Annotated in this window: 21 protein-coding genes; 13 read left to right on the top strand and 8 right to left on the bottom strand. The window is 71.0% G+C overall.

Translation table 11 applies throughout. The features are described from left to right. Positions 1 to 19 precede the first annotated feature (19 nt). A complete protein-coding gene (locus ACYVKF_RS08480; protein ID WP_460966128.1) occupies positions 20 to 1,918 on the top strand; it encodes a potassium transporter Kup in 1,899 nt (632 codons plus the stop codon). 5 nt (positions 1,919 to 1,923) lie between these two features. On the opposite strand, the gene ACYVKF_RS08475 is transcribed toward ACYVKF_RS08480, so the two are convergent. Beyond that, positions 1,924 to 2,547, bottom strand: a complete 624-nt coding sequence (locus ACYVKF_RS08475) for a hypothetical protein (RefSeq protein WP_460966127.1) — start codon at positions 2,545 to 2,547, stop codon at positions 1,924 to 1,926. A gap of 93 nt (positions 2,548 to 2,640) precedes the next feature. Between ACYVKF_RS08475 and ACYVKF_RS08470 the strand changes: the two genes are divergently transcribed. The 4 genes from ACYVKF_RS08470 (at position 2,641) to ACYVKF_RS08455 (ending at position 7,004) form a co-directional block, all read left to right on the top strand. Further along, entirely contained in the window at positions 2,641 to 3,087 is a 447-nt protein-coding gene (locus tag ACYVKF_RS08470; protein ID WP_056915882.1) for a MarR family winged helix-turn-helix transcriptional regulator, read from the top strand. Between the two features lie 163 nt (positions 3,088 to 3,250). After that, positions 3,251 to 3,829 carry a MarR family winged helix-turn-helix transcriptional regulator gene (locus ACYVKF_RS08465; RefSeq protein ID WP_056920223.1) on the top strand — a complete coding sequence of 193 codons (579 nt, stop codon included), beginning with the start codon at positions 3,251 to 3,253 and terminating at the stop codon, positions 3,827 to 3,829. Continuing rightward, positions 3,829 to 6,015, top strand: coding sequence for an MDR family MFS transporter (locus ACYVKF_RS08460; RefSeq protein ID WP_460966126.1), 2,187 nt, complete (start codon positions 3,829 to 3,831; stop codon positions 6,013 to 6,015). Before ACYVKF_RS08465 ends, ACYVKF_RS08460 begins: the two co-directional genes overlap by 1 nt. Before the next feature lie 158 nt (positions 6,016 to 6,173). Further along, positions 6,174 to 7,004 (top strand): SDR family oxidoreductase, encoded by an 831-nt coding sequence (locus ACYVKF_RS08455; RefSeq protein ID WP_056915880.1) that lies wholly within the window; start codon positions 6,174 to 6,176, stop codon positions 7,002 to 7,004. 66 nt (positions 7,005 to 7,070) lie between these two features. Here ACYVKF_RS08455 and ACYVKF_RS08450 read toward each other — a convergent pair whose 3' ends face one another. Then, the gene (locus ACYVKF_RS08450; RefSeq protein ID WP_460966125.1) at positions 7,071 to 8,708 is read right to left on the bottom strand and encodes an ABC-F family ATP-binding cassette domain-containing protein; all 1,638 of its coding nucleotides are present in this window, start codon (positions 8,706 to 8,708) and stop codon (positions 7,071 to 7,073) included. A 103-nt stretch (positions 8,709 to 8,811) separates the two neighbouring features. On the opposite strand from ACYVKF_RS08450, the gene ACYVKF_RS08445 reads away from it, so the two are divergent. Next, complete coding sequence (locus tag ACYVKF_RS08445) at positions 8,812 to 10,440, top strand: AMP-binding protein (protein WP_460966124.1); 1,629 nt, start codon at positions 8,812 to 8,814, stop codon at positions 10,438 to 10,440. Positions 10,441 to 10,541: 101 nt separating this feature from the next. Here the strand turns inward: ACYVKF_RS08445 and ACYVKF_RS08440 are convergent, their stop codons facing one another. Beyond that, positions 10,542 to 12,641, bottom strand: coding sequence for an MMPL family transporter (locus tag ACYVKF_RS08440; protein ID WP_460966123.1), 2,100 nt, complete (start codon positions 12,639 to 12,641; stop codon positions 10,542 to 10,544). A 139-nt stretch (positions 12,642 to 12,780) separates the two neighbouring features. On the opposite strand from ACYVKF_RS08440, the gene ACYVKF_RS08435 reads away from it, so the two are divergent. The 5 genes from ACYVKF_RS08435 to pntB all read left to right on the top strand — a co-directional run bounded on the left by ACYVKF_RS08435 (position 12,781) and on the right by pntB (position 17,818). Further along, entirely contained in the window at positions 12,781 to 13,383 is a 603-nt protein-coding gene (locus ACYVKF_RS08435) for a MarR family winged helix-turn-helix transcriptional regulator (protein ID WP_460966122.1), read from the top strand. Positions 13,384 to 13,409: 26 nt separating this feature from the next. After that, entirely contained in the window at positions 13,410 to 14,384 is a 975-nt protein-coding gene (locus ACYVKF_RS08430; RefSeq protein ID WP_056915876.1) for a pirin family protein, read from the top strand. A gap of 149 nt (positions 14,385 to 14,533) precedes the next feature. Further along, a complete protein-coding gene (locus ACYVKF_RS08425) occupies positions 14,534 to 14,761 on the top strand; it encodes a hypothetical protein (protein WP_056915875.1) in 228 nt (75 codons plus the stop codon). A gap of 122 nt (positions 14,762 to 14,883) precedes the next feature. Next, a complete protein-coding gene (locus tag ACYVKF_RS08420; protein WP_460966121.1) occupies positions 14,884 to 16,431 on the top strand; it encodes a Re/Si-specific NAD(P)(+) transhydrogenase subunit alpha in 1,548 nt (515 codons plus the stop codon). 7 nt (positions 16,432 to 16,438) lie between these two features. Further along, entirely contained in the window at positions 16,439 to 17,818 is a 1,380-nt protein-coding gene (gene pntB, locus ACYVKF_RS08415) for a Re/Si-specific NAD(P)(+) transhydrogenase subunit beta (protein WP_460966120.1), read from the top strand. On the opposite strand, the gene ACYVKF_RS08410 is transcribed toward pntB, so the two are convergent. The 5 genes from ACYVKF_RS08410 to upp all read right to left on the bottom strand — a co-directional run bounded on the left by ACYVKF_RS08410 (position 17,815) and on the right by upp (position 21,603). Next, complete coding sequence (locus tag ACYVKF_RS08410) at positions 17,815 to 18,207, bottom strand: VOC family protein (RefSeq protein WP_460966119.1); 393 nt, start codon at positions 18,205 to 18,207, stop codon at positions 17,815 to 17,817. The genes pntB and ACYVKF_RS08410 overlap by 4 nt on opposite strands. 108 nt (positions 18,208 to 18,315) lie before the next feature. Further along, complete coding sequence (locus ACYVKF_RS08405; protein WP_056915871.1) at positions 18,316 to 19,797, bottom strand: amino acid permease; 1,482 nt, start codon at positions 19,795 to 19,797, stop codon at positions 18,316 to 18,318. A 126-nt stretch (positions 19,798 to 19,923) separates the two neighbouring features. After that, a complete protein-coding gene (locus tag ACYVKF_RS08400; RefSeq protein ID WP_056920232.1) occupies positions 19,924 to 20,655 on the bottom strand; it encodes a PH domain-containing protein in 732 nt (243 codons plus the stop codon). Positions 20,656 to 20,663: 8 nt separating this feature from the next. Then, complete coding sequence (locus ACYVKF_RS08395) at positions 20,664 to 20,834, bottom strand: hypothetical protein (protein ID WP_164488417.1); 171 nt, start codon at positions 20,832 to 20,834, stop codon at positions 20,664 to 20,666. A gap of 130 nt (positions 20,835 to 20,964) precedes the next feature. Next, complete coding sequence (upp, locus tag ACYVKF_RS08390) at positions 20,965 to 21,603, bottom strand: uracil phosphoribosyltransferase (protein ID WP_056915869.1); 639 nt, start codon at positions 21,601 to 21,603, stop codon at positions 20,965 to 20,967. A 64-nt stretch (positions 21,604 to 21,667) separates the two neighbouring features. On the opposite strand from upp, the gene ACYVKF_RS08385 reads away from it, so the two are divergent. Continuing rightward, positions 21,668 to 22,159, top strand: a complete 492-nt coding sequence (locus ACYVKF_RS08385; RefSeq protein WP_056920435.1) for a nucleoside deaminase — start codon at positions 21,668 to 21,670, stop codon at positions 22,157 to 22,159. Further along, positions 22,156 to 22,788 (top strand): DedA family protein, encoded by a 633-nt coding sequence (locus tag ACYVKF_RS08380; protein ID WP_056915868.1) that lies wholly within the window; start codon positions 22,156 to 22,158, stop codon positions 22,786 to 22,788. The genes ACYVKF_RS08385 and ACYVKF_RS08380 overlap by 4 nt, the downstream gene beginning before the upstream one ends. The last annotated feature ends 66 nt before the right edge of the window (positions 22,789 to 22,854 follow it).

Here is a 22,854-nt window from a genome sequence, read left to right as displayed (position 1 = left end):
CGTGCGAGGATCATCGCTCGTGAGCAACGACGAGTTCGGCAGGCGCAAGGGCTGGGTGCCGTTGGCCCTCGGCGCCCTGGGCGTGGTCTTCGGCGACATCGGCACCAGCCCTCTCTACGCGGTGCAGACCGTGTTCTCGATCGACCACAACGCCGTGGAGACCACCCCCGGCGACGTCTACGGGGTGATCTCCCTCGTCTTCTGGTCGATCACGCTCGTCGTCAGCGTCAAGTACGTCGTGTTCATCCTGCGCGCCGACAACGACGGCGAGGGCGGCGTCATGGCGCTCGCCGCCCTGGCGCGTCAGTCGGTGCGGCCCGGTGGACGCAGGTTCGGCCTGGTCATGGTGCTCGGCGTGCTCGGCGCGTCCCTCTTCTACGGCGACAGCGTCATCACCCCGGCCATCTCGGTGATGTCGGCGATCGAGGGCCTCGCGGTGCCGGCGCCCGGCCTCGGCCACCTCGTGGTCCCGCTGGGCGCGGTCATCATCACCGGGCTGTTCGTGGTCCAGCGGTTCGGGACCCAGCTCGTCGGACGGTTCTTCGGGCCCGTGATGGTGCTGTGGTTCGCCGTCCTCGGGGTGCTCGGCATCGGTCAGGTGGCGCGTGACCCTGCGATCCTGCGCGGCCTGTCGCCCTCCTACGCCCTGCTCTTCGTGGTGGACCGGCCGTTCGTCGCCTTCGTGGCGATGGGTGCGGTCGTGCTCTCCATCACCGGTGCAGAGGCCCTGTATGCCGACATGGGTCACTTCGGCCGCTCACCGATCCGCCGGGCGTGGTTCTTCGTCGTCTTCCCCTGCCTCACCCTCAACTACCTCGGCCAGGGAGCCCTCCTGCTCGAGGAGCCGACGTCGGCACGCAGTCCGTTCTTCCTCATGGCCCCGGACTGGGCGCAGATCCCGCTCGTGGTCCTGGCCACGCTGGCGACCGTGATCGCCTCGCAGGCCGTCATCTCCGGTGCGTACTCGGTGTCCCGCCAGGCCGAACGCCTCGGCTTCCTCCCGCGCCTGACGGTCCGTCACACCTCGAAGGTCGAGCGGGGCCAGATCTACGTCCCGGCAGTGAACTGGACCCTCTTCGTCGGCGTCCTCATCCTGCTCGTGGCCTTCCGGTCCTCGGCGAGGCTCGCCACGGCATACGGGCTGGCGGTGACCGGGACGTTCCTCATCACGACGACCCTCTTCCTGCTCCTCGCCGAGTCGGCGTGGGGCTGGAGCCGCGGCCGGCTGCTCCTGCTGGGCATCCCCCTGGCGGTGCTCGAGCTGACCTACTTCGCCGCCAACCTCACCAAGGTCGTCCACGGTGGCTGGTTGCCGATCCTCGTCGCCGTGGTCGTCGCGACGGTCATGCTCACCTGGCAGCGCGGGCGCACGCTCGTCACCCAGCGCAGGGTGGAGATGGAGGGGCCGTTGGCGCCCTTCGTGGAGTGGCTGGGCACGGACCCGGTGACCCAGGTGCCCGGCAGCGCGGTCTTCCTGCACGTCGACAAGGACACGACCCCGCTCGCCCTGCGGGAGAACGCGACGGTGAACCACGTGCTGCACGAGCACGTCCTCATCCTGACCACCCGCTCGGCCAACGTCCCGGTCGTCGCCGAGGTCGACCGGTTCGAGGTCGACCCGCTCGGCGACCCGTACGACGCCATCGACCACCTCACGGTGAGCTTCGGCTTCCAGGAGGACCAGGACGTGCCGCAGGCCATGGCCCGCGCCCGGGACCTGGGCCTGATCGACATCGACCCCGCCGAGGCCTACTACTTCCTGTCCCGGATCAGCATCCAGCGCGGCCAGGGCCGTGAGATGCGGACCTGGCGCAAGCGGCTGTTCGTCGGCCTCGCGCACAACGCGGCGTCCCCGACCGAGTACTTCCACCTCCCCGAGGACCGCACCGTGGCGATGGGCGCTGCCGTCGTCCTCTGAGGGCCCTACCCGGCCAGGACCTCGACGGTGGTCACGACCGAGGTGACCCCGGGCGCGCGCGGCGTGGACGAGAAGCCGAACCGGCAGGGTGGGTCCACCGGGGCCAGCTCGCCCAGGTCGGTGCCGCGCCACGACCCGGTCAGCGAGGTGACGCGGTGCAGGTCGAGCGCCCCGTACCACTCACGTCGTCCGGACCGGGCCTGTCCGCGGGTGCTCACGCCGCGCAGGAGGGTGCGGGCCACGGGGTCGGCGGCAGCGGCGAAGGCGGTGCTCGAGGCCACGGGCGTCGGTAGGGCGCGCAGCGCCCACCCGAGGGGCGCCCGTCTCCCGAGCGTGAAGGAGAGCTGCAGCTCGCCGGCCGTCACCGCCCAGCCCTCGCCCAAGCCTTCCGCAACGGGGGAGACGTCGACCCCGGTGACCACCACCTCGTCGAACACGTAGGTGTCGGACACGAACGCCGCCACGGCGGTGTCCGGGGCGAGGAGCACGCGGTGGCCGTCCGGCTGCTCGAGCATGACGTCCGCGAACGCCCCCATCGGGGACCGGTCCCAGCGGCCCACGACGACCCGGACCCCGGAGGTGCTGCCCACCCCCGCGATCCGACCGTGGAACCGCTGCCGTCCCTGCACGGACCCACCCTGACACGGGCTCGAGGCCACTGCGCCGCGGGTACGGGCCCGGAAGGGCTCCCCGCGGGAGGCTCTCACCCCTAGGCTTCGGCCATGTCACCCCGGACCCCCCTCGGCGAGCTCGAGGTCGAGCTCACGAGGCTGCTGCGCCGGGCCCGCAGCTCCCAGCAGCGGACCGCCTCCCAGGTCCACCCGGACCTGGACGCCTCCGGGTATGCCGTGCTCGTCACCGTCCGCGACCTGGCCGAGGCCGGCGGGGGCGCGCGGGGCGGCGACATCTCCGACGTCCTCGGGCTGCACAAGTCGACGATGAGCCGCAACCTCGCGGTGCTCGAGGAGCTCGGCCTGATCGAGCGCATCCCGGACCCGCTGGACGCCCGGGCCCGTCAGGTCCGCCTCACGGCGGAGGGCTCGCGGGCCCTCGAGGAGTCGTTCGAGGGGCGCAGGGAACGGCTGCGCCAGCAGCTCACCACCTGGGAGACGCAGGACATCGCCGAGCTCGCGCGCCTCCTGCGCCTGCTCAACGACACCGCCGTCTGAGCCGGCCACCCGTCCCGGCTGCCTTCGGCCGGCCACCCGTCCCCGCCGTCCCGGCAGCACGGGCGGCTTCGGCGCGCGCTCCCGGCGAGGACCTCGTCGGAATCAAGTTGCATAGCGCAACCATGTAGATATACAGTTGTGTTCTGCAACCAAAGGAGTTGTCGTGGTCTCCACCCTCGCGACCAAACCTGTCGGGACATCCGGGCCCGACCACCCCGATGAGGTCATCGCCGCCCTCGCCAGCCTGATCCGCGCCAGCCGCGCCGTCGCCCGCCAGCGACACGACCAGCTCGGCGCGTCGGGCACACCGTTGGCCGTCCTCAAGGCCCTCGCTCACGCCGAGGACGAGCAGGCCCGCCCCGGCGACCTCGCGGTCGCCGCCGGTGTCGCCCCCTCGGTCGTCAGCCGCGTGCTGCCCAGGCTCGAGGAGGACGGGCTCGTCACGCGACGTCGCGACGAGGCCGACGCCCGCTCGTGCCACATCATCCTCACCCCCGAGGGCCGCGAGCAGCTGGCCGCGATCCAGCGGGAGTACGCCGAGCTCCTCGGTGGCGCCCTGGTCGACGTCCCCCCGGAGGAGGTCCGCCGGATGCCGCAGACCCTCGGCCACCTCGAGCGGGCGCTCCTGCGCGCCGCCGACCAAGGCGGCCCGCGCCATACCGGGCTCGCTCCCAGCCTGCGGCCCACGCACGCCACCACTCCCCTCCAGCCCACCCCCGAGAACCGCCAGGAAAGCCACTGATGTCAGCAACCACCGTCTCCGCACCGCCCGCGCCCGCCGCGACCGTGCACCCCGCCGCCGACGAGATGAGCCACAAGCAGATCCTCGAGGCCATGACCGGCCTCCTCGCCGGTCTGTTCACCGCGCTGCTCAGCAGCACCATCGTCTCCACGGCCCTCCCGACGATCATCGGTGACCTCAACGGCACCCAGCACCAGTACACGTGGGTCATCACCGCCTCGCTGCTCGCGACGACGGTGAGCACCCCCATCTGGGGCAAGTTCTCCGACCTGTTCAGCAAGAAGCTGCTGGTCCAGCTGTCCCTCGTCATCTTCGTCATCGGCTCGATCGGGGCCGGCCTGTCGCAGAGCGTCGGGTTCCTCATCGCCTGCCGCGTCGTGCAGGGCCTCGGCATGGGAGGGCTCACCGCCCTGACCCAGTCGATCATGGGTGCGATCATCGCCCCGCGACAGCGCGGTCGGTACTCCGGCTACATGGGCGCCGTCATGGCCGTCTCCACCGTCAGCGGCCCGCTGCTCGGCGGTGTCATCGTCGACAGCTCGCTCGGCTGGCGCTGGACGTTCTTCGTCTGCATCCCGCTCGCCGTCATCGCCCTGTTCATCCTCCAGGCGACGCTGCACGTGCCCACCATCAAGCGGAACCCGAAGATCGACTACCTCGGCGCGGTCCTCATCGCCATCACCGCGTCGCTGCCGCTGCTGTGGATCACCTTCGCGGGCAACGACTTCCCGTGGTGGTCGCTCCAGACCGCGTACTTCCTCGTCGGCACCGCCGTGGCCCTCGCGCTCACCCTCGTGGTGGAGAGCCGGGCCAAGGAGCCGATGGTCCCGCTCAAGGTCCTCAAGAACCGCACCGCGGGGCTCGTCGTCCTGGCCAGCGCCGCCGTCGGCATCGCGATGTTCGGTGGCACGACCTTCCTCACGCAGTACTTCCAGATCTCGCGCGGCTACACCCCGACCAAGGCCGGCCTGCTCACCATCCCGCTGATGGCGGCGCTGCTCGTGTCCTCGACGGGCGCCGGACAGATCATCAGCCGGACCGGTCGCTGGAAGAAGTTCATCGTCGGCGGCTCGTTCTTCCTCGTGGCCGGCCTCGCCTGGCTCGGGACGATCGACCACCTCACCCCGATGTGGCACATCGGCCTGGCGATGGCCCTCATGGGCTTCGGGCTCGGCGCGATGATGCAGAACCTCGTCCTGGCCGTCCAGAACACCGTCGACGTCCGCGACGTCGGTGCCGCCTCGGCCACGATCGCCTTCTTCCGCACCCTCGGTGGCGCGGTCGGCGTCTCGGCCCTCGGCGCGGTGCTGGCCACGCAGGTGACCGGCGACATCCGCGACGGGCTCGCCAAGCTCGGTCCCCAGGCCGCCGCGGCCGGCGGCTCCAGCAGCGGGACCCTGAACCTCAAGGAGATGCCCGCGCCCGTCGCCCAGATCGTCCGTGCGGCGTACGGCGACGCGACCGGTCACATCTTCCTCATCGCCGCCGTGGTCTCGGTCGTGGCCCTGGTCGCGGTGCTGTTCATCAAGGAGGTGCCGCTGCGCACCACCGTGTCCATGGGTGACGAGGCGGCTGTCGCTGCCACGACCGGTACCGGGGCCCCGGCCCTCACCGAGGCGCTCGAGGCCGACACCGAGACCGACGCCGATGCCCTCGTCGACACCGACACGGACCCCGAGGCGGCCCGCGTGGTCGACGCCGAGTCGGACCGTGGGGACGTGGCCGACCGCCGCACCGAGGTCCGGGCCGAGCGTGCGCTCGCCTCCGAGCTGCCGTCCGACTCGCACGAGCTCACCGCGCTTGCGGCGCTCGACGTCCTCACCAGCGCCCAGGACGAGGTCCGCGGCCGGGTCGACGCCGGTGACGAGGCCATCACCGCCGCCCGTGACCTGCTCCTCGGTCTCGGCCGGGACGTGGACGCGGCGCTGGGCCAGTTCCACACCGGGCTGGAGTCCGTGATCCGTCAGCTCGAGGCCCCGGCAGCCGGACGCCACTCGCAGCAGCGGGCCGCGGACGTCCTGCACGACCTGGAGTTCACCCTCCTGCGCAGCACGCAGGCGGCCGCCGACCGGGTCGTCGCAGCGGCGCACGCCGAGGCCGAGGCCATCGTCGCCCGGGCACGGCTCGAGGCGGAGCGCACCAGCGAGCTCGCGAACGGTCTCGCGGCGCGCGCCGACCGCTCCTAGCCGGCGGCGCCGCCCCAGCTCGGCGGCTCGGTGAGCACGAACTGTCGGTATCCCGCCCGGATGCCGACAGTTCGCGCTCACTCAGGTGGTCCCCGCGTGACGAGACCCACTCGTCCCGCGGGTTCCTTCGCTACCAGCGGGTAACTAGTCTTCGGGCCATGACGAAGGTGTTGAGCGGGACCACGATCATCATGTCCGGCGGCAGTCGGGGCATCGGCCTCGCGATCGCGATCCGGGCCGCCCAGGCGGGCGCCAACATCGCCATCATCGCCAAGACCGACCAGCCCGACCCGCGCCTCGCGGGCACGATCCACACCGCCGCCGCCGCGATCGAGAAGGCGGGTGGGCAGGCGCTGCCGATCGTGGGCGACATCCGCGACGACGAGACCATCGCTGCCGCGGTCGAGAAGACCGCGGCGCAGTTCGGCGGGATCGACGTGGTCGTCAACAACGCCAGCGTCCTCAACCTCAGCCCGACCGCCGACCTCGACCCCAAGCGGTACGACCTCATGCAGGACGTCAACGTGCGCGGGACGTTCATGCTGACCAAGGCGGCGATCCCGCACCTGCTCGCCTCGCCCGACCCCAAGGTGCTGACCCTCAGCCCGCCCATCAACCTCGAGCCGCGCTGGCTCGCCGGTCACCCCGGGTACACGATGGCGAAGTACGGGATGACGCTGGCAGCACTGGGGTTCGCCCACGAGCTCGGCCGCAAGGGTGTCTCGTCGACCTGCCTGTGGCCGGCGACGCTGGTCGCCACCGACGCGATCGGCAACCTGCCCGGCGGGGACCAGATGGTCAAGATGGCCCGCCGTCCCGAGATCGTGGCCGACGCGGCCTACGAGATCCTTCGCACCCCGGGCCAGGGACTCAACGGCCAGACGATCATCGACGAGGACCTGTTGCGCTCGCGCGGCGTGGCCGACTTCGCGCCCTACTCGATGACGGGCAAGGACGAGGGGCTCGCGCCCGACCTCTTCATCGGCTAGGTCGCCCCGGGTCCGTCGGCAGCGGGTTCCGTCGGACCCTCGCGCCCTCTCTGTCGCAGCGGCGTCTCAGAGCTCGGTGAGGCGGCCGTCCTCGACGTGCCAGCGGCGGGTGGCGTTCACGTCGGCGAGCATCCGCCGGTCGTGGGTCACGAGCAGCACGGTGCCGCCGAAGGAGTCCAGGGCCTGCTCGAGCTGCTCGATCGCGGGCAGGTCGAGGTGGTTGGTCGGCTCGTCGAGGACGAGCAGGTTGACCTCGCGGGCCTGGAGCAGGGCCAGGGCCGCGCGGGTGCGTTCGCCCGGTGACAACGACTCCGCCGCGCGGTGCACGTGCTCCGCGCCGAGGCCGAACTTCGCGAGGAGCGTGCGGACCTCTGCATCCGGCCAGTCCGCCAGCGCCTCGCCGAAGGCACGGGCCAGGGTCTGCGGTCCGTGGAAGAGCGCCCGCGCCTGGTCCACCTCGCCGAGCCGCACCGAGGAACCGAGCCCGGCCGAGCCCTCGTCGACGGCGATGGTGCCGAGCAGCACGCCGAGGAGGGTGGTCTTGCCCGAACCGTTGGCGCCCGTGATGACGACCCGGTCGGCCCAGTCGACCTCGACGTCGACCGGCCCGAGGGTGAAGGCGCCGCGGCGCACCACGGCCCGCGAGGCGCTGGCGACGACCGACCCCGACCGCGGCGCCGCGGCGATGGTCATCCGCAGCTCCCACTCCTTGCGGGGCTCCTCGACGACCTCGAGCCGCTCGAGCATCCGGTCGGTCTGCTTCGCCTTGGCCGCCTGCTTCTCGGCGGAGTCCACCTTGAACGCCGTGACGAACTTGTCGTTGTCCGCCTTCTTGCGCCGGGCGTTCTTGACGCCGACGGTGGCCCAGTCGCGCTGCATCCGAGCCCGCTGCTCCAGCCCGCTGCGGGTGTCGGCGTACTCCTCGTAGGCCTCGCGCGCGTGCCGCCGGGCCACCTCGCGCTCGGCGAGGTAGCTGTCGTACCCGCCCTCGTACACCGCGACCTGCTGCTGGGCCAGGTCCAGCTCGACGACCCGGGTCACGGTGCGGGCGAGGAACTCCCGGTCGTGGCTGATGATGACGGCGGGGCTGCGAAGGCCGCTGACGAACTGTTCGAGCCGCTCCAGCCCGTCGAGGTCGAGGTCGTTCGTGGGTTCGTCGAGCAGCAGCACGTCGTAGCGCGACAACAGCAGGGCGGCGAGGCCCGCGCGGGCCGCCTGGCCCCCGGAGAGCGCGGTCATCGCAGTGGTGAGGTCGACGCCCAGCCCGAGGGAGGCAGCGGTGACGGCACTGCGTTCGTCGAGGTCGGCGCCGCCGAGGGCGAGCCACGACTCGAGCGCGGCGGAGTAGCGGTCGTCGGCGCCCGGCGCCGCATCGGCGAGGGCCTCGGCCGCGGCGTTCATCGCGGCCTCGGCGGCTGCCACCCCGGTGCGGCGTCCGATGAACCCCGCGACGGTCTCCCCGTCCCGCCGCTCGGGCTCCTGGGGCAGGTGGCCGACGCTGGCGCCGGAAGGCGTCAGGGTGATCGTGCCGTCCTCGGGTTCGGCCTCGCCCGCGAGCAGGCGCAGGAGGGTCGACTTGCCGGCCCCGTTCGCACCGACGAGCCCGACGACGTCGCCGGGGCCGATGACGAGGTCGAGGTCGGAGAAGAGGGCGCTGGCGCCGTGTCCGGCGGCGAGGCCGGAGGCCTTGAGAGTGGTGCTCATGTCGCCTGCGACGCTACCCGCTCGTGACCGCTCGTCGACACCGGGTTTCCGCCGGACGACAGACCGTCCCTCGGGCTTGTGATCGGGACCGGGAGGGGATGGGATGGCAACCATGACATCGCTGTCGCACGCCGTGGGAGAGACCGAACCGCCGCTCCTCGAGCAGACCATCCCCGACAACCTCGACGCGACCGTCGCGCGCTTCGGGGAGCGTGAGGCCCTCGTCGACGTGGCGCAGGGGATCCGGTGGACGTATGCCGAGTTCGGCGCCGAGGTGGAGCGCCTCGCCCGGGCGCTGCTCGCCGTCGGGGTCGCCAAGGGCGACCGGGTGGGGATCTGGGCGCCGAACTGTGCGCAGTGGACGGTCGTGCAGTACGCCACGGCCAAGATCGGCTCGATCCTGGTCAACATCAACCCGAGCTACCGCACCCACGAGCTCGAGTTCGTCCTCAAGCAGGCCGGGATCTCCCACCTGTTCCTCGCGCAGTCGTTCAGGTCCAGCGACTACGTGGCGATGTTCGACGAGGTGCGCGACAGCTGCGCCGACGTGGTCGGGTCGTACGTCCTCGGGGGCGACAGCTGGGACGCCCTGCTGTCCCGGGCCGACGAGGTCACCCCCGAGGCGGTGGCCGAGGTCCAGTCGGGGCTCGACCGCCACGACCCGATCAACATCCAGTACACGTCGGGCACGACGGGGTTCCCCAAGGGGGCGACCCTGTCCCACCGCAACATCCTCAACAACGGCTTCTTCGTCGGCGAGCTGTGCCGCTACACGGAGGCCGACCGTGTCTGCATCCCCGTGCCCTTCTACCACTGCTTCGGCATGGTGATGGGCAACCTCGCGTGCACCACGCACGGCGCCGCGATGGTCATCCCCGCACCGGGTTTCGACCCTGCCGCGACGCTGCGGGCGACGGCCGACGAGAAGTGCACCTCCCTGTACGGCGTGCCCACGATGTTCATCGCGGAGTGGTCGCTGCCCGACCTCGCGTCATACGACCTGTCCTCGGTGCGCACGGGGATCATGGCCGGATCTCCTTGTCCTGCAACGATGATGACCAAGCTCATCGAGTCGGGGATCACCGAGGTGACCATCGCCTACGGCATGACCGAGACGTCGCCGGTGTCGACGCAGAACCGCACCGACGACACCTTCGAGCAGAAGGTGGGCACCGTCGGACGGGTCGGTCCGCACCTGGAGATCAAGGTCGTCGACCCGGTGACGGGGGAGACGCTGCCCCGTGGCGAGGCGGGCGAGTTCTGCACCAAGGGCTACTCGGTGATGCTCGGCTACTGGGAGCAGCAGGACAAGACCGACGAGGTGCTCGTCGACGGGTGGATGCACACCGGCGACATCGCGGTCATGGACGAGACCGGCTACGTCCAGATCACCGGGCGCATCAAGGACATGGTGATCCGCGGTGGCGAGAACATCTACCCGCGGGAGATCGAGGAGTTCCTCTACACGCACCCCGACATCCTCGACGCCCAGGTCATCGGGGTCCCGGACGAGAAGTACGGCGAGGAGCTCTGCGCCTGGATCCGGATGAAGGACGGGGCGACACCGCTGGATGCCGCAGCGGTCCGGGAGTTCTCGACCGGCAAGCTCGCGCACTACAAGATCCCGCGCTACGTCACCGTCGTCGACGAGTTCCCGATGACCGTGACGGGGAAGGTGCGCAAGGTCGAGATGCGCGAGAAGTCCGTGGCCGACCTCGGCCTCGGCACCTGACGCCCTTCACCCACGTCACTGCTCCCACCTCTGCGCCGGTTCGAGGTGCACGCGCCGGGGATCCCGGGGCGTGCACCTCGACTCGTATGGAGCGGGGTGGGTCAGCGGTCAGCGGGGTGGCTGGGCCACCAGAACCGTTCGCCCAGCAGGCTGACCACCGCCGGCACGAGGACCGACCGCACGAGCAGCGTGTCGAGCAGCACGCCGAACCCGACGATGACGCCGATCTGGGCCAGCTGCACCAGGGGCAGGACCCCGAGGACGGCGAACACCGCCGCCAGCAGGATGCCCGCGCTGGTGATGACGCCGCCGGTGACGGCGAGGGCACTGACGATCGCCTCGCGGGCGTGCGCGCCCCCGGCAGCCTCCTCCCGGGCTCGGGTGGTGAGGAAGATGTTGTAGTCGACGCCGAGGGCCACGAGGAACAGGAACGCGAGCAGCGGCGTGCTGACGTCCAACGGCGGGTAGTCCAGCAGGTGCTGGAACGCGAACCAGCTCGCCCCCATGCTCGCGACGTAGGTGGCGACGACGGTGGTGACCAGGACGACGGCGGCCACGACCGAGCGCAGCAGGAGCAGCAGCACCAGCACGACGATCCCGAGGATCAGGGGGAAGAGCACCAGGCGGTCGCGTTCGGTCGTCGTGCGGGCGTCGAGGGCCTCGGCGTCCGAACCGCCGACGAGGGCGTTCGCGCCCGGGACGTCGTGCACGGCGGTACGCAGGGCCCGCACCTGGTCGAAGGCCTGGGTGGTGCCCGGCGCCGCCGCGAGGACGGCACTGAGCTCGACGAGGTCACCTCCGCCCCCGGCCTTGCGGACCTCCTGGACGCCCTCGACGCCCTGGGCGGCGGTGGTGACGGCCTCGGCGGCCGAGGCCTTGGCGATGATGGTCGCCGGCTCGCTCGTCCCGGCCGGGAACGCTGCCGCGAGCTGCTCCTGCCCGACGACCGCCTCGGGCTTCTCGAGGAACTGCTCGTTGGGGGACTGGCCGACCGACAGGCCGAGCCCGCCGAGCGCCAGGGTCACCAGCACCGCCACGGCGGCGAGGCCGACCACCACGGGCCGCCCGGTGACCACGTCGCCGACCCGGCGCCACACCCCGGCGTGACTGGGGTCGGACGTGCCCACGCGCGGGACGAACGGCCAGAACAGGCGCCGACCGAACAGCACCATGGCGGCGGGGAGGACGAGCAGGGCGTAGGCGAGGGCGATCGCGATGCCCATCGCGCCGGCATACCCGAGGGACTGGGCGAACGGGTCGTCGGCGAAGCCGAGGCTGAGCAGGGCGAGGACCACCGTGCCGCCGCTGGCGAGGATCGCGGGGGCAGCGGACCCGAGGGCGGCGCGCATCGCCTCGTGCCGGTCCTCGGTGCGACGCAGCTCCTCCCGGTAGCGGGCGATGATGAGCAGGGCGTAGTTGGTGCCGGCGCCGAAGACGAGCACCGAGGTGATGCCGGTGACGGCTCCGTCGGCGCTGACCTCGGTGAACCGGGACAGCGCGGCCAGGGCCTTGCTGGCGACCTGGTCGCCGGTGCCGACGACGGTCAGCGGGACGAGCCACAGCCACGGGCTGCGGTAGGTGATGAGCAGCAGGATCGCCACGACCCCGGCGGTGGCTCCGAGCAGCTTGATGTCGGCACCGTCGAAGACCGCGCCGATGTCCGCCCCGAACGCGGGTCCTCCCGTGACGGTCGCGGTCAGCCCCTGCGGCAGGCCGTCGCGGACGGCAGCCCGCAGGGCGGTGACCGCCTCGGAGTTCGCCCCGTCGGGCAGGTCGGCCTTGAGGGGGACGATGACCAGCGCGGTGCTCTTGTCCTGCGAGACCTGGGGTGGGATCGCCGTGGTCGGGGCCCCGCCCGCGGCGGCGGCACTGGGGGCCCACTGCTTCACGGCGGCGATGCCCCGGTCACGGGAGGCCTCGACCGCCTGGGTGTCGACCGCGCCCGAGGCGGCCCGGTAGACGACGATGGCGGGAGTCACCCCGCTCGAGGGGAGCTTCTCGCGCAGGGCGGTGACCTGCGCGGCCTCGGCGCTGGCGGGCAGCGAGGCCGCGGTGGTCGAGACCGCCTTCGGCTCGCCGGCGAACGCGAACGCCGCGGCCGACACCAGCACGGCCACCACGACGACGAGCCACTTGACCCGTGGCCCGACCAACCTGCCGAGGGCGCGACCCGCCCCCGAGAACCCATGTCCGCCGGCCACGTCATTCCTCCATCACGTTCAGTGCGCTTCTACCAAGAAATAGTTCTACGATGGAAACAGTAGCGTGCGGCAGAATGACGCGCGAACCGAGGACGGCACACCCTGCCGATCCCGTGCCGATCACCTGAGAGGAGGGCCGATGACGCACCCCACCCCCGAGGGCACGCCCGCGACCGCCGGCCCGTCCTCCGCCCGGATCGGCGCCCCGGGGCGACCCGGCGCGCCGCGTCCCGCCGGACCCGCCCTCGCGCTGGAGATCATCGATGCCCTGCGTGCGTTCTCCACCGAGATGGACCGCTACATCGACACCCGGGGCGGAGCCGTCGGCCTGCACCGCACCGACCTCAACGCGCTGGCCCACGTGCTCGATGCGCGCCGCACGGGCGGCGACCTCTCGCCCGGTGAGCTCGCCCACCGGCTGTCGCTCAGCCCGCCCGCGACCTCCGCGCTGCTGCGCCGCCTCGAGTCGGTCGGCCACGTGCGTCGGACCCACAGTGAGGTCGACCGGCGGCGGGTGGCGGTGGAGATGACCGACGAGGCGATGGGCGTCGCGGCGGGCATCTTCGGCCCGATCGCCACGACCATGCGCGAGACGATCGCCTCCTACTCCCTGGCCGAGCGGGAGACGGTGCTGCGGTTCCTCACGGATGCCGTCGACGCCGCCGAGCGAGCCACGAACGCCGGGGACGACGAAGAGTCCGGGAATGGCTTGACGACGCCGGTCGTTGACCACGATAGTTGAATATTGAACGATCCGAGGAGAGTCCCATGCCAGCTGTCACCGTCGCCGACCTGACCGTCCTGCCCCGCGTCCCCGCGGTGGCGCCGGCTGCCGTCCAGCGCCCGGTCCGCGCCATCTCCGACGCCCCCTCCGGCACGGAGGGCGAGGGCTTCCCGGTGAAGCGCGCCTTCGCGGGCGTCGACCTGCGTGACCTCGACCCGTTCATCCACATGGACGAGATGGGCGCCGTCGAGTACGCCCCCGGCGAGCCCAAGGGCACGTCGTGGCACCCCCACCGCGGCTTCGAGACCGTCACCTACATCATGGACGGGATCTTCGACCACCAGGACTCGTTCGGTGGCGGCGGGACGATCACCAACGGTGACACCCAGTGGATGACCGCGGGCTCGGGCATCCTGCACATCGAGGCGCCGCCGGAGCAGCTCGTCGTCAGTGGCGGGCTGTTCCACGGCTTCCAGCTCTGGGTCAACCTCCCCAAGGTCGACAAGCTCAAGGCCCCGCACTACCAGGACCTGCGCTCCTCCGAGGTCGGTCTGCTCACCTCCGCCGACGGCGGCAGCCTGCTGCGCGTCATCGCCGGAGAGGTCGGCGGCGTCACCGGACCGGGCTCGACGCACACCCCGATGGCGATGGTCCACGCGACGGTGGCCCCGGGTGGGGAGCTCGTCCTGCCGTGGCCCAAGGACTTCAACGCCCTCGTGTACGTCATGAGCGGCGACGGGTTCGTCGGCCCGGACCAGACGCCGATCGGCCCCGGCCAGCTGGCGGTGCTCGGCAAGGGCGACGCGCTGCGCGTCTCCTCGGCCCGCACCCAGCAGGAGCGGTATGCCGCGGGCCTGGACCTGCTCGTCCTCGGCGGCCGGCCGATCCGTGAGCCCGTCGCCTGGGCCGGACCGTTCGTGATGAACAACCGCGCCGAGCTCGTCCAGGCGTTCGAGGACTACCAGGCCGGACGCCTCGGCCAGCCGGTCCCGCACGGCGACGTGTCGGGCAACGCCTGACGCACGCGCCATACCCGTCCCGCCCCGAGGTCCTCGAGGGATCCGTCGCGCTCCGGTGCGTCGGGTCCCTCGAGGGCCCGGGGCCAAGTGGCGAGAGCTCGGAGAGTTACGATACGATACGTAGCGTAACCACGAAGGAGGTGAGTTCCTTGACCACCAACACCACCCGCGTCCACGGCGCCCACCGCGCCGAGCGCAGTCCGCGTGAGCGTGTCTCCCACGACCGCCGCCGGCACCCCAGCACCTACCCGAACGACTACCTGCACAGCGACCGTCCCTACGAGGAGTCGCAGCGCGACATCGGTGGCGGCCTGTTCCTCGGCGCCATCACCCTGATCGCCCTGATGGCCCTCATCGTGACCGGCCTGCTCTTCTGAGCCAGTCGGTCCCCGGCTCCTGCGCGCCCGTCGTCCACGCTGTGGACGGCGGGCGCGACCGTGCTCACAGCTTCACCCCACGGCTGCGGGTTTCCCTCTAGGTTGGCGACCACGCGAGCCCAATGACGGGAGCAGCAGTGCTGATCGGTGTGCCAGCAGAGTCCAAGCCGGGGGAGACCCGGGTCGCCGCGACGCCCAAGACCGTGGGGCAGCTCCTCGGCCTCGGTTACGACGTCGTCATCGAGCGCGGCGCGGGGTCCCTCGCGTCCTTCTCCGACGAGGCGTATGCCGCGGCCGGCGCCACCGTCGTGGACGGCGCGCAGGCCTGGGCGAGCGACCTCGTCCTCAAGGTGAACGCCCCGGACGACGCCGAGATCGCGCTCCTTCGCCCGGGCTCGCTCCTCGCCTCGCTCGTCTCGCCGGCGCTCAACCCCTCGCTCGTCTCCCGCCTCACGGCGGCCGGGGTGACCGCGCTCGCCATGGACGCCGTGCCCCGCATCTCCCGCGCCCAGTCCCTCGACGTGCTCTCCTCGATGGCGAACATCGGCGGCTACCGCGCGGTGATCGAGGCGGCGCACGAGTTCGGCAGCCTGTTCACCGGCCAGGTCACCGCGGCGGGCAAGGTCCCGCCCGCCAAGGTCCTGGTCGTCGGTGCCGGCGTCGCCGGGCTCGCCGCGATCGGCACGGCCAGCAGCCTCGGCGCGATCGTCCGCGCGTTCGACGCCCGGGCCGAGGTGGGGGAGCAGGTCGAGTCGATGGGCGCGCAGTTCCTGCGCATCGACGTCGAGGACGAGGGGCCGTCGGCCACCGGGTACGCCAAGGAGATGGGCGAGGACTTCAACGCCAAGGCCGCCGCGCTGTACGCCGAGCAGGCCAAGGACGTCGACATCGTCATCACCACCGCCCTGATCCCCGGCCGCCCCGCTCCGCGGCTGCTCACCGAGGAGATGGTCGCCTCGATGAAGCCCGGCTCGGTCGTGGTCGACATGGCAGCGGCCAGTGGTGGCAACGTCGCCGGCTCGGTCGCCGACCAGCTCGTCACCACGGCCAACGGTGTGCGCATCATCGGCTACACCGACCTGCCCGGTCGGTTGCCGACGCAGGCCAGCCAGCTCTTCGGCACCAACCTCGTCAACCTGCTCAAGCTGCTCACCCCGGGCAAGGACGGCCGGGTCGTCCTCGACCTCGAGGACGTCGTGCAGCGGGGGATGACGGTCTGCCGCGACGGCCAGACCCTGTGGCCCCCACCGCCGGTCCAGGTCAGTGCGGCGCCGCCCGCGGCCGCTGCCGCCCCGGTGGCGCCCAAGCCAGAGCCGAAGCCGCGTGACCCCCGCCGCAAGTACGTGCTCATGGCCCTGGCCGCTGTGCTGTTCGCTCTCGTCGCAGGTGGCTCGCCGTCGGACTTCCTCGGCCACTTCACGGTCTTCGCGCTCGCGGTCATCGTCGGGTTCTACGTGATCTCCAACGTCGCGCACGCCCTGCACACCCCGCTCATGGCCGAGACCAACGCGATCAGCGGCGTCATCCTCGTCGGCGGCCTGCTCCAGGTCGACAGCGACGACGCGGTCGTCAAGGTGCTGGCGCTGCTGGCCATCACGGTCGCCAGCATCAACATCTTCGGCGGGTTCGCGGTCACCGGTCGCATGCTCCAGATGTTCCGGAAGGACTGAGGCCACGATGACCCTCAACCTCGTCCAGGCGGCCTACATCGTCGCGGCGGTCCTGTTCGTCCTCTCCCTGGCTGGCCTGTCGAAGCACGAGTCCGCCAAGGAGGGCAACGCCTTCGGCGTGACCGGTATGGCGCTGGCCCTCGCCGCCACCGTGTGGGGGGTGCTCGACCGCTCGGCGCACCCGCTGACGACCTTCCTGCTCATCGCCGTCGCGATGGCGGTCGGTGGGGCCGTCGGCCTGTGGCGGGCCCGGGTCGTCGAGATGACTCAGATGCCCGAGCTCGTGGCGATGCTGCACTCGTTCGTCGGCCTGGCGGCGGTGCTCGTCGGCATCAACTCGTTCCTCACCGAGGGCGACGGCGCCGACGCGGTGCACAGCGTCGAGGTGTTCCTCGGGGTGTTCATCGGCGCCGTGACGTTCACGGGGTCCATCGTCGCGTTCCTCAAGCTCAGCGCGCGGATCAAGTCCTCGCCGCTGATGCTGCCCGCCCGCCACTGGCTCAACCTCGCCGCGCTGGTCGTCTCCGCCGGCCTGCTGGTGTGGTTCGTGCAGTCGCACTCGATCATCCCGCTGCTGGTCATGACCGTCATCGCGCTGGCGTTCGGCTGGCACCTCGTGGCATCGATCGGTGGCGGCGACATGCCGGTCGTCGTCTCGATGCTCAACAGCTACTCGGGCTGGGCAGCCGCGGCCGCCGGGTTCATGCTCGGCAACGACCTGCTCATCGTCACCGGCGCGCTCGTCGGCTCCTCCGGTGCGATCCTGTCCTACATCATGTGTACGGCCATGAACCGCTCGTTCTTCTCGGTCATCGCCGGTGGCTTCGGCCAGGAGGTGTCGGTCGGCGACGACAAGGACTACGGCGAGCACCGCGAGACCATCGCGGCGGATGTCGCCGAGCTGCTGCGTGACGCCTCGACCGTCGTCATCACCCCGGGCTACGGCATGGCGGTCGCCCAGGCGCAGTACCCCGTCGCCGAGCTCACCTCGCAGCTGCGCAAGAAGGGCGTCAACGTCCGCTTCGGCATCCACCCGGTCGCCGGACGGCTGCCCGGGCACATGAACGTGCTGCTCGCCGAGGCGAAGGTCCCCTACGACATCGTCCTGGAGATGGACGAGATCAACGGCGACCTCTCCGACACCGACGTCGTGCTCGTCATCGGCGCCAACGACACCGTCAACCCGTCGGCCGCCGAGGACCCCGGCAGCCCCATCGCCGGGATGCCGGTCCTCGAGGTGTGGAAGGCGCGCAACGTCGTCGTGTTCAAGCGCTCCATGGCGACCGGCTACGCCGGAGTGCAGAACCCGTTGTTCTTCAAGGAGAACAGCCAGATGCTCTTCGGCGACGCCAAGGAACGCGTCGAGGACATCATCAAGGCCCTCTAGGACGCCCCCACTGGGGGGTGGCCCGGGTCGGCGACGACGTCGAGCTCGTTGCCCTCGGGGTCGGCCATCGTCTGCCACCAGATGCCGAGGTCCTCGAGGAGGTCGGTGACCGGCTCGCCCAGGCGCCGTCCGCCGAGCGCCTCGAGCCTGGCCACCAGGGCCGGGACGCCGAGCTCCAGCGGCGGGTGCACGTCGAGGTGCATGCGGTTCTTGCCCACCCTGGGTTCGGCCACCTGCTGGAGCAGGAACGTCGGGGAGCCGGGCTCGTCACCGGCCGCCAGCACCTCGAACCCGGGCACCGAGGCGACGTGGGTGTAGCCGAGCGCAGCGGACCAGAACGGCACCAGCGCGGGTGCGTCCGCGCAGTCGAGCACGACGGCGAGCCTCATGTGGCGAGTATGACGTCGCGGGCCCACCCAGGGCACGTGGCGGGCACGCAGGAGGGGTGTGCCGCGTGGTGACCACACGGCACACCCCTCGTCCGGGTGCGGGCGACGCTAGGTGCGGGCCGGCTCCTCCTCCTGCGCGCCGCGGCGGGCGAGGCGGCTGTTGCGGATGCCGTAGGTGAAGTAGATGACGAACCCGATCGCCATCCAGATGAGGAACCTCAGCCACGTCTCCACCGACAGGTTGACCATGAGGTAGATGCTGATCAGGGCGGCCACCACCGGCAGCACCGGCGAGAACGGCACCGTGAACGCGCGCTTGAGGTCGGGGCGACGGTTGCGCAGGACCGGCACCGCGAGGGACACGAGGGCGAAGGCCGACAACGTGCCGATGTTGACCATCTCCTCGAGCTTGCCGATCGGTGTCAGTGAGGCGATCAGCGCGACGAGCGTGCCGATGATCAGGGTGAGCCGAACGGGCGTGCCGGTCCTGGGGTTGGTGCGGCCGAGCCCCTTCGGCAGCAGCCAGTCGCGGGACATCGCGAACGTGACGCGGGTGGCGCCGATGATCAGCGTCATGACCACGGTCATCAGGCCGGCGACGGCGCCGGCGGCGATCATCGTGGCGTAGCCGGGTTTTCCGACGGACTCGAAGGCCGAGGCCAGGGCGGCCTTCGGGTCGATCTTGTCGTACTTGACCATGCCGGTGATGACCAGCGTCGTGGCGACGTAGAGGATCGTGCAGATGACCAGCGAGGCGATGATGCCGATCGGCAGGTCGCGCTGCGGGTTCTTGGCCTCCTCGGCGGTGGTGGCGACGACGTCGAAGCCGATGTAGGCGAAGAACACGATCGAGGCACCCGACACGATGCCGAGGATGCCGAACGTGGTCGGCTGCAGCCCGAACAGCACCTGGATCAGGGGAGCGGCCAGACCTTCTGTGGCCTTGCCCGGCGTGGCCGGCGGGATGAACGGCGTGTAGTTCGACGTCTTGATGAACCCGATCCCGGCGACGATGACGAACAGCACGATGAACAGCTTCACGCCGACGAGGACGAGGTTGACCCGCAGTGACTCCTTGATGCCGATGGCGATCAGGGCGGTCAGCGCGACGATGAGCAGGAACGCCGGGAGGTCGAAGTGCGACCCGGGCGCCACCGATGCAGGGACGGTGAAGCCGATCTTCTCGAGGAAGAGCGTGGCGTACTGCGACCAGCCCTGGGCGACCACGCTGGCGCCGAGCATCAGCTCCAGCAGCAGGTCCCAGCCGATGATCCAGGCGACCAGCTCACCGAGCGAGGCGTACGAGAACGTGTAGGCCGACCCCGACACGGGGACGGTCGAGGCGAACTCGGCGTAGCAGAGCGCGGCGAGGCCGCAGCAGATCGCGGCGAGCACGAACGACAGGGCGATGGACGGCCCGGCGTACTGCGCGGCGGCCCTGCCGGTGAGCGTGAAGATGCCGGCGCCGATGATGACGCCGATGCCGAAGACGGTGAGGTCGAGGGCGGTCAGCTTCTTCTTGAGCTGGAACTCGGGATCGTCTGTCTCCTTGATCGACTGCTCGATCGACTTGGTCCTCATCACGGACATGCGGGTCACCTTCCGGCCGACTGCACGGCCGCCGCAGCGGCCCGGACGACAGATCACGCTAGCGCTGGGTGCGCAATGACGCCCACCCGTGCCGAAACGGGTCAGTTCGGACAGCCCCCGCGCGGGTCAGTCGTCGTCGAGCCAGGGGTCGCGCCGTGGGGCCTTCGGCGGGTAGATCGGGATGGGCCCGGTGTCGGCGCTGCGGTCGCGCTCACGCAGGTCCGGACTGCGGTACAGCGAGTCGGGGCGTCCTGTCCCGTGACTCGGATCGTCCCACCCCGCATAGGGATCCGGCACCGGAGCCGCCGGGGCCACGCCGTTCTCCCAGCGCATGTCGATGACCTGGCTGTCGTGGTCGGTGACGCCGAAGATCTCGGCGCAGATCGCCCGGTAGTGGTGGTCGGGCTGGGGCACCCAGTTGACCTCGCGCAGGGCCTGGTCCTGGCCGGCCGACTCCATGACGAAGCGGCCGTAGCCGAGGATGCGGCCGGGGATCGAGCGCTCGTACGACATGTCGGTGACCTTCGCGAGCGGCATCATCGAGACCTTGCGGGTGATGAACCCGTAGAACAGCAGCAGCCGCTTGTCCGTGGCCACGAACCAGTCGTGCCGCCACTCGGCGACGAGGTAGGCCATCCGCAGGACGAGGGCGAACCACACCCACCACAGGATCGTGCTGACGACCGCGATGGAGGGGTCGATCTTGATGTCGGCCCAGAGGGCCACCACGAGGCCGGCCGCAGCGCTGCCGACGGGCTCGGCCACCTTGCCCCAGTGCTGGTGGACCGCGGTGACGAGCCGCTCACCGTCCAGCAGGTACCGGTCGAGCTCGGCGTGGCGGCGCTCGCGGGCGGCCATGGGGCGGGCTACCGCCGACCGAGCAGGGCGTCGAAGAAGTTGCCGATGTTGCGGACGCCGTCAGCCAGGATCGACCACGAGGTCTTGACGATCTGCGCGGCCTGGTCCGGCGAGGTGATGATCGCGTAGATGGCAAACGCGACGAGGACCCACAACAGGATCTTCTTCACGCGGTTCATCGTCGTCTCCTTGGGCTGGGGGGTGGGGCGGGCCCGACCGGGGCACACCTCAGCGACCATCGTGTCCGATCACCCTGTCGGAGCGGAACAGGCGCGCCGGGGGCGACGGATCCGCCGGAGGCGCGGGGCGTCAGACGACGCCGTAGAGCCGGTCGCCCGCGTCGCCGAGCCCGGGGACGATGTACCCCTTGTCGTTGAGCCGCTCGTCGAGCGCGCCGGTGACGAGGTTGATCGGGATGTCGAGGTCGGCGAGTGCCTCCTCGACGGCCTTGATGCCTTCGGGGGCGGCGAGGAGCGTGACCGCCGTGATGTCGTCGGCGCCGCGGTCGGCGAGGTAGCGGATGGCGTCGGCCAGCGTGCCGCCGGTGGCCAGCATCGGGTCGACGACGTAGCACTGGCGTCCGCGAAGGTCGTCCGGGAGGCGGTTCGCGTAGGTGATCGCCTCGAGCGTCTCCTCGTTGCGCTGCATGCCCAGGAAGCCCACCTCCGCGCTCGGGAGGAGGCGCACCATCCCCTCGAGCATGCCCAGCCCGGCACGCAGGATCGGCACGATGAGGGGCTTGGGGTTGGACAGCTTGATGCCGGTCGTCGGTGCGACGGGCGTCTCGATGTCGAAGGGCTCCACGCGGACGTCGCGGGTCGCCTCGTAGGCCAGCAGCGTCACCAGCTCCTCGGTCAGCCGCCGGAACGTGGGGCTGTCCGTGCGCTTGTCGCGCAGGTAGGTCAGCTTGTGGGTGATGAGCGGGTGATCGGCAACGTGGACGCGCATAGGCGAAACTTAGCGCGTGACCCCCACCCGCGGACCAGCCGCCGACCCGCGGTATGCCGCATGGATGGACCGGGCGCTCGAGCTCGCCGCCGAGGCGGCGGGCGACGGGGACGTCCCCGTCGGAGCGGTGGTCGTCTCTGCGGACGGGGAGGTCGTCGGCGTCGGCCGGAACCTGCGCGAGGTCGAGCAGGACCCCACGGCCCACGCCGAGGTCGTCGCGCTGCGCGACGCCGCCCGACGACTCGGGTCCTGGCGCCTCGACGGCTGCACCCTCGTCGTCACCCTCGAGCCGTGCCCGATGTGTGCGGGAGCCCTCGTGCTGGCGCGGATCACGCGCCTGGTGCTGGGCGCCTGGGACCCCAAGCTCGGCGCAACGGGCTCGGTCTGGGACCTCGTCCGGGACCGACGTGCCACCCACCGCGTGGAGGTCGTCAGCGGGATCCGGGAATCAGAGTGCTCTCAGGTCCTGTTGGCATTCTTCGAGGGACACCGACGCCAACCGGCGCACGACCGCCACCTCGGCGGCGACCAACCAGTGCAGGGAGCAGGATCATGAGCGGGTTGGTCAACAGCTTGGTGAACACGGTGCTCGGAGCGCCGCCGTGGCTGGTCTACCTGCTCGTCGCCGTCGTGGTGTTCGCCGAGGACGCGCTCTTCGTCGGGTTCGTGCTCCCGGGCGAGACGCTGGCCATCATCGGAGGGGTCACGGCCAGCCTCGGCCACACCTCGTTGTGGGTGGTGTTGACGATCGTGGTCGTGGCCGCGATCGTCGGCGACTCCGTCGGGTACGAGATCGGCAAGCTGTTCGGGCCCAAGGTGATGGGGTCGAAGATCTTCGACCGCCGACGCGCCAAGCTCGAGAAGGCGCAGGAGTTCCTCCAGCGTCGGGGTGGCTCGGCCGTCTTCCTCGGTCGGTGGACGGCGTTCTTCCGGGCCGTCATGCCGGCGCTGGCCGGTCTCAGCGGCATGAAGTACCGCGTGTTCCTGCCGTGGAACGCCGTCGGCGGGATCGCCTGGGGCGCGACCGCGGTCACCGCGGGCTACCTCGCCGGCGAGTCGTACCACAAGGTGGAGGCCTGGCTGGGCAAGGGCGCTGCGATCATCGTGGGCGTGATCGTGCTCGTGGCGGTCGTCGTCTGGGCGGTTCGTCGGCACCGTTCCGAGGGCCGGCCCGAGGCTGCCTGATCGTTCACCCGCTGGCCACCCCAGCGGGGGGCCGGTGTTCACCCGGCTCGGCAAGAACTCTCCTGT

The sequence above is a fragment of the Pedococcus soli genome, from assembly GCF_054782575.1.
The sequence above is the reverse complement of the archived record's forward strand: the minus strand, read 5'-3'. Positions and strand labels throughout refer to the sequence as shown.

What these genes read in the sequence shown, in the direction of transcription:
- ACYVKF_RS08405 (WP_056915871.1), bottom strand. Translation starts at nt 19,797, where the DNA reads ATGTCCGTGATGAGGACCAAGTCGATCGAGCAGTCGATCAAGGAGACA.
- ACYVKF_RS08395 (WP_164488417.1), bottom strand. Translation starts at nt 20,834, where the DNA reads ATGAACCGCGTGAAGAAGATCCTGTTGTGGGTCCTCGTCGCGTTTGCC.
- ACYVKF_RS08450 (WP_460966125.1), bottom strand. Translation starts at nt 8,708, where the DNA reads ATGAGCACCACTCTCAAGGCCTCCGGCCTCGCCGCCGGACACGGCGCC.
- ACYVKF_RS08385 (WP_056920435.1), top strand. Translation starts at nt 21,668, where the DNA reads ATGGACCGGGCGCTCGAGCTCGCCGCCGAGGCGGCGGGCGACGGGGAC.
- ACYVKF_RS08460 (WP_460966126.1), top strand. Translation starts at nt 3,829, where the DNA reads ATGTCAGCAACCACCGTCTCCGCACCGCCCGCGCCCGCCGCGACCGTG.
- ACYVKF_RS08400 (WP_056920232.1), bottom strand. Translation starts at nt 20,655, where the DNA reads ATGGCCGCCCGCGAGCGCCGCCACGCCGAGCTCGACCGGTACCTGCTG.
- ACYVKF_RS08435 (WP_460966122.1), top strand. Translation starts at nt 12,781, where the DNA reads ATGACGCACCCCACCCCCGAGGGCACGCCCGCGACCGCCGGCCCGTCC.
- pntB (WP_460966120.1), top strand. Translation starts at nt 16,439, where the DNA reads ATGACCCTCAACCTCGTCCAGGCGGCCTACATCGTCGCGGCGGTCCTG.
- ACYVKF_RS08470 (WP_056915882.1), top strand. Translation starts at nt 2,641, where the DNA reads ATGTCACCCCGGACCCCCCTCGGCGAGCTCGAGGTCGAGCTCACGAGG.
- ACYVKF_RS08430 (WP_056915876.1), top strand. Translation starts at nt 13,410, where the DNA reads ATGCCAGCTGTCACCGTCGCCGACCTGACCGTCCTGCCCCGCGTCCCC.
- ACYVKF_RS08445 (WP_460966124.1), top strand. Translation starts at nt 8,812, where the DNA reads ATGGCAACCATGACATCGCTGTCGCACGCCGTGGGAGAGACCGAACCG.
- ACYVKF_RS08380 (WP_056915868.1), top strand. Translation starts at nt 22,156, where the DNA reads ATGAGCGGGTTGGTCAACAGCTTGGTGAACACGGTGCTCGGAGCGCCG.
- upp (WP_056915869.1), bottom strand. Translation starts at nt 21,603, where the DNA reads ATGCGCGTCCACGTTGCCGATCACCCGCTCATCACCCACAAGCTGACC.
- ACYVKF_RS08420 (WP_460966121.1), top strand. Translation starts at nt 14,884, where the DNA reads ATGACGGGAGCAGCAGTGCTGATCGGTGTGCCAGCAGAGTCCAAGCCG.
- ACYVKF_RS08455 (WP_056915880.1), top strand. Translation starts at nt 6,174, where the DNA reads ATGACGAAGGTGTTGAGCGGGACCACGATCATCATGTCCGGCGGCAGT.
- ACYVKF_RS08410 (WP_460966119.1), bottom strand. Translation starts at nt 18,207, where the DNA reads ATGAGGCTCGCCGTCGTGCTCGACTGCGCGGACGCACCCGCGCTGGTG.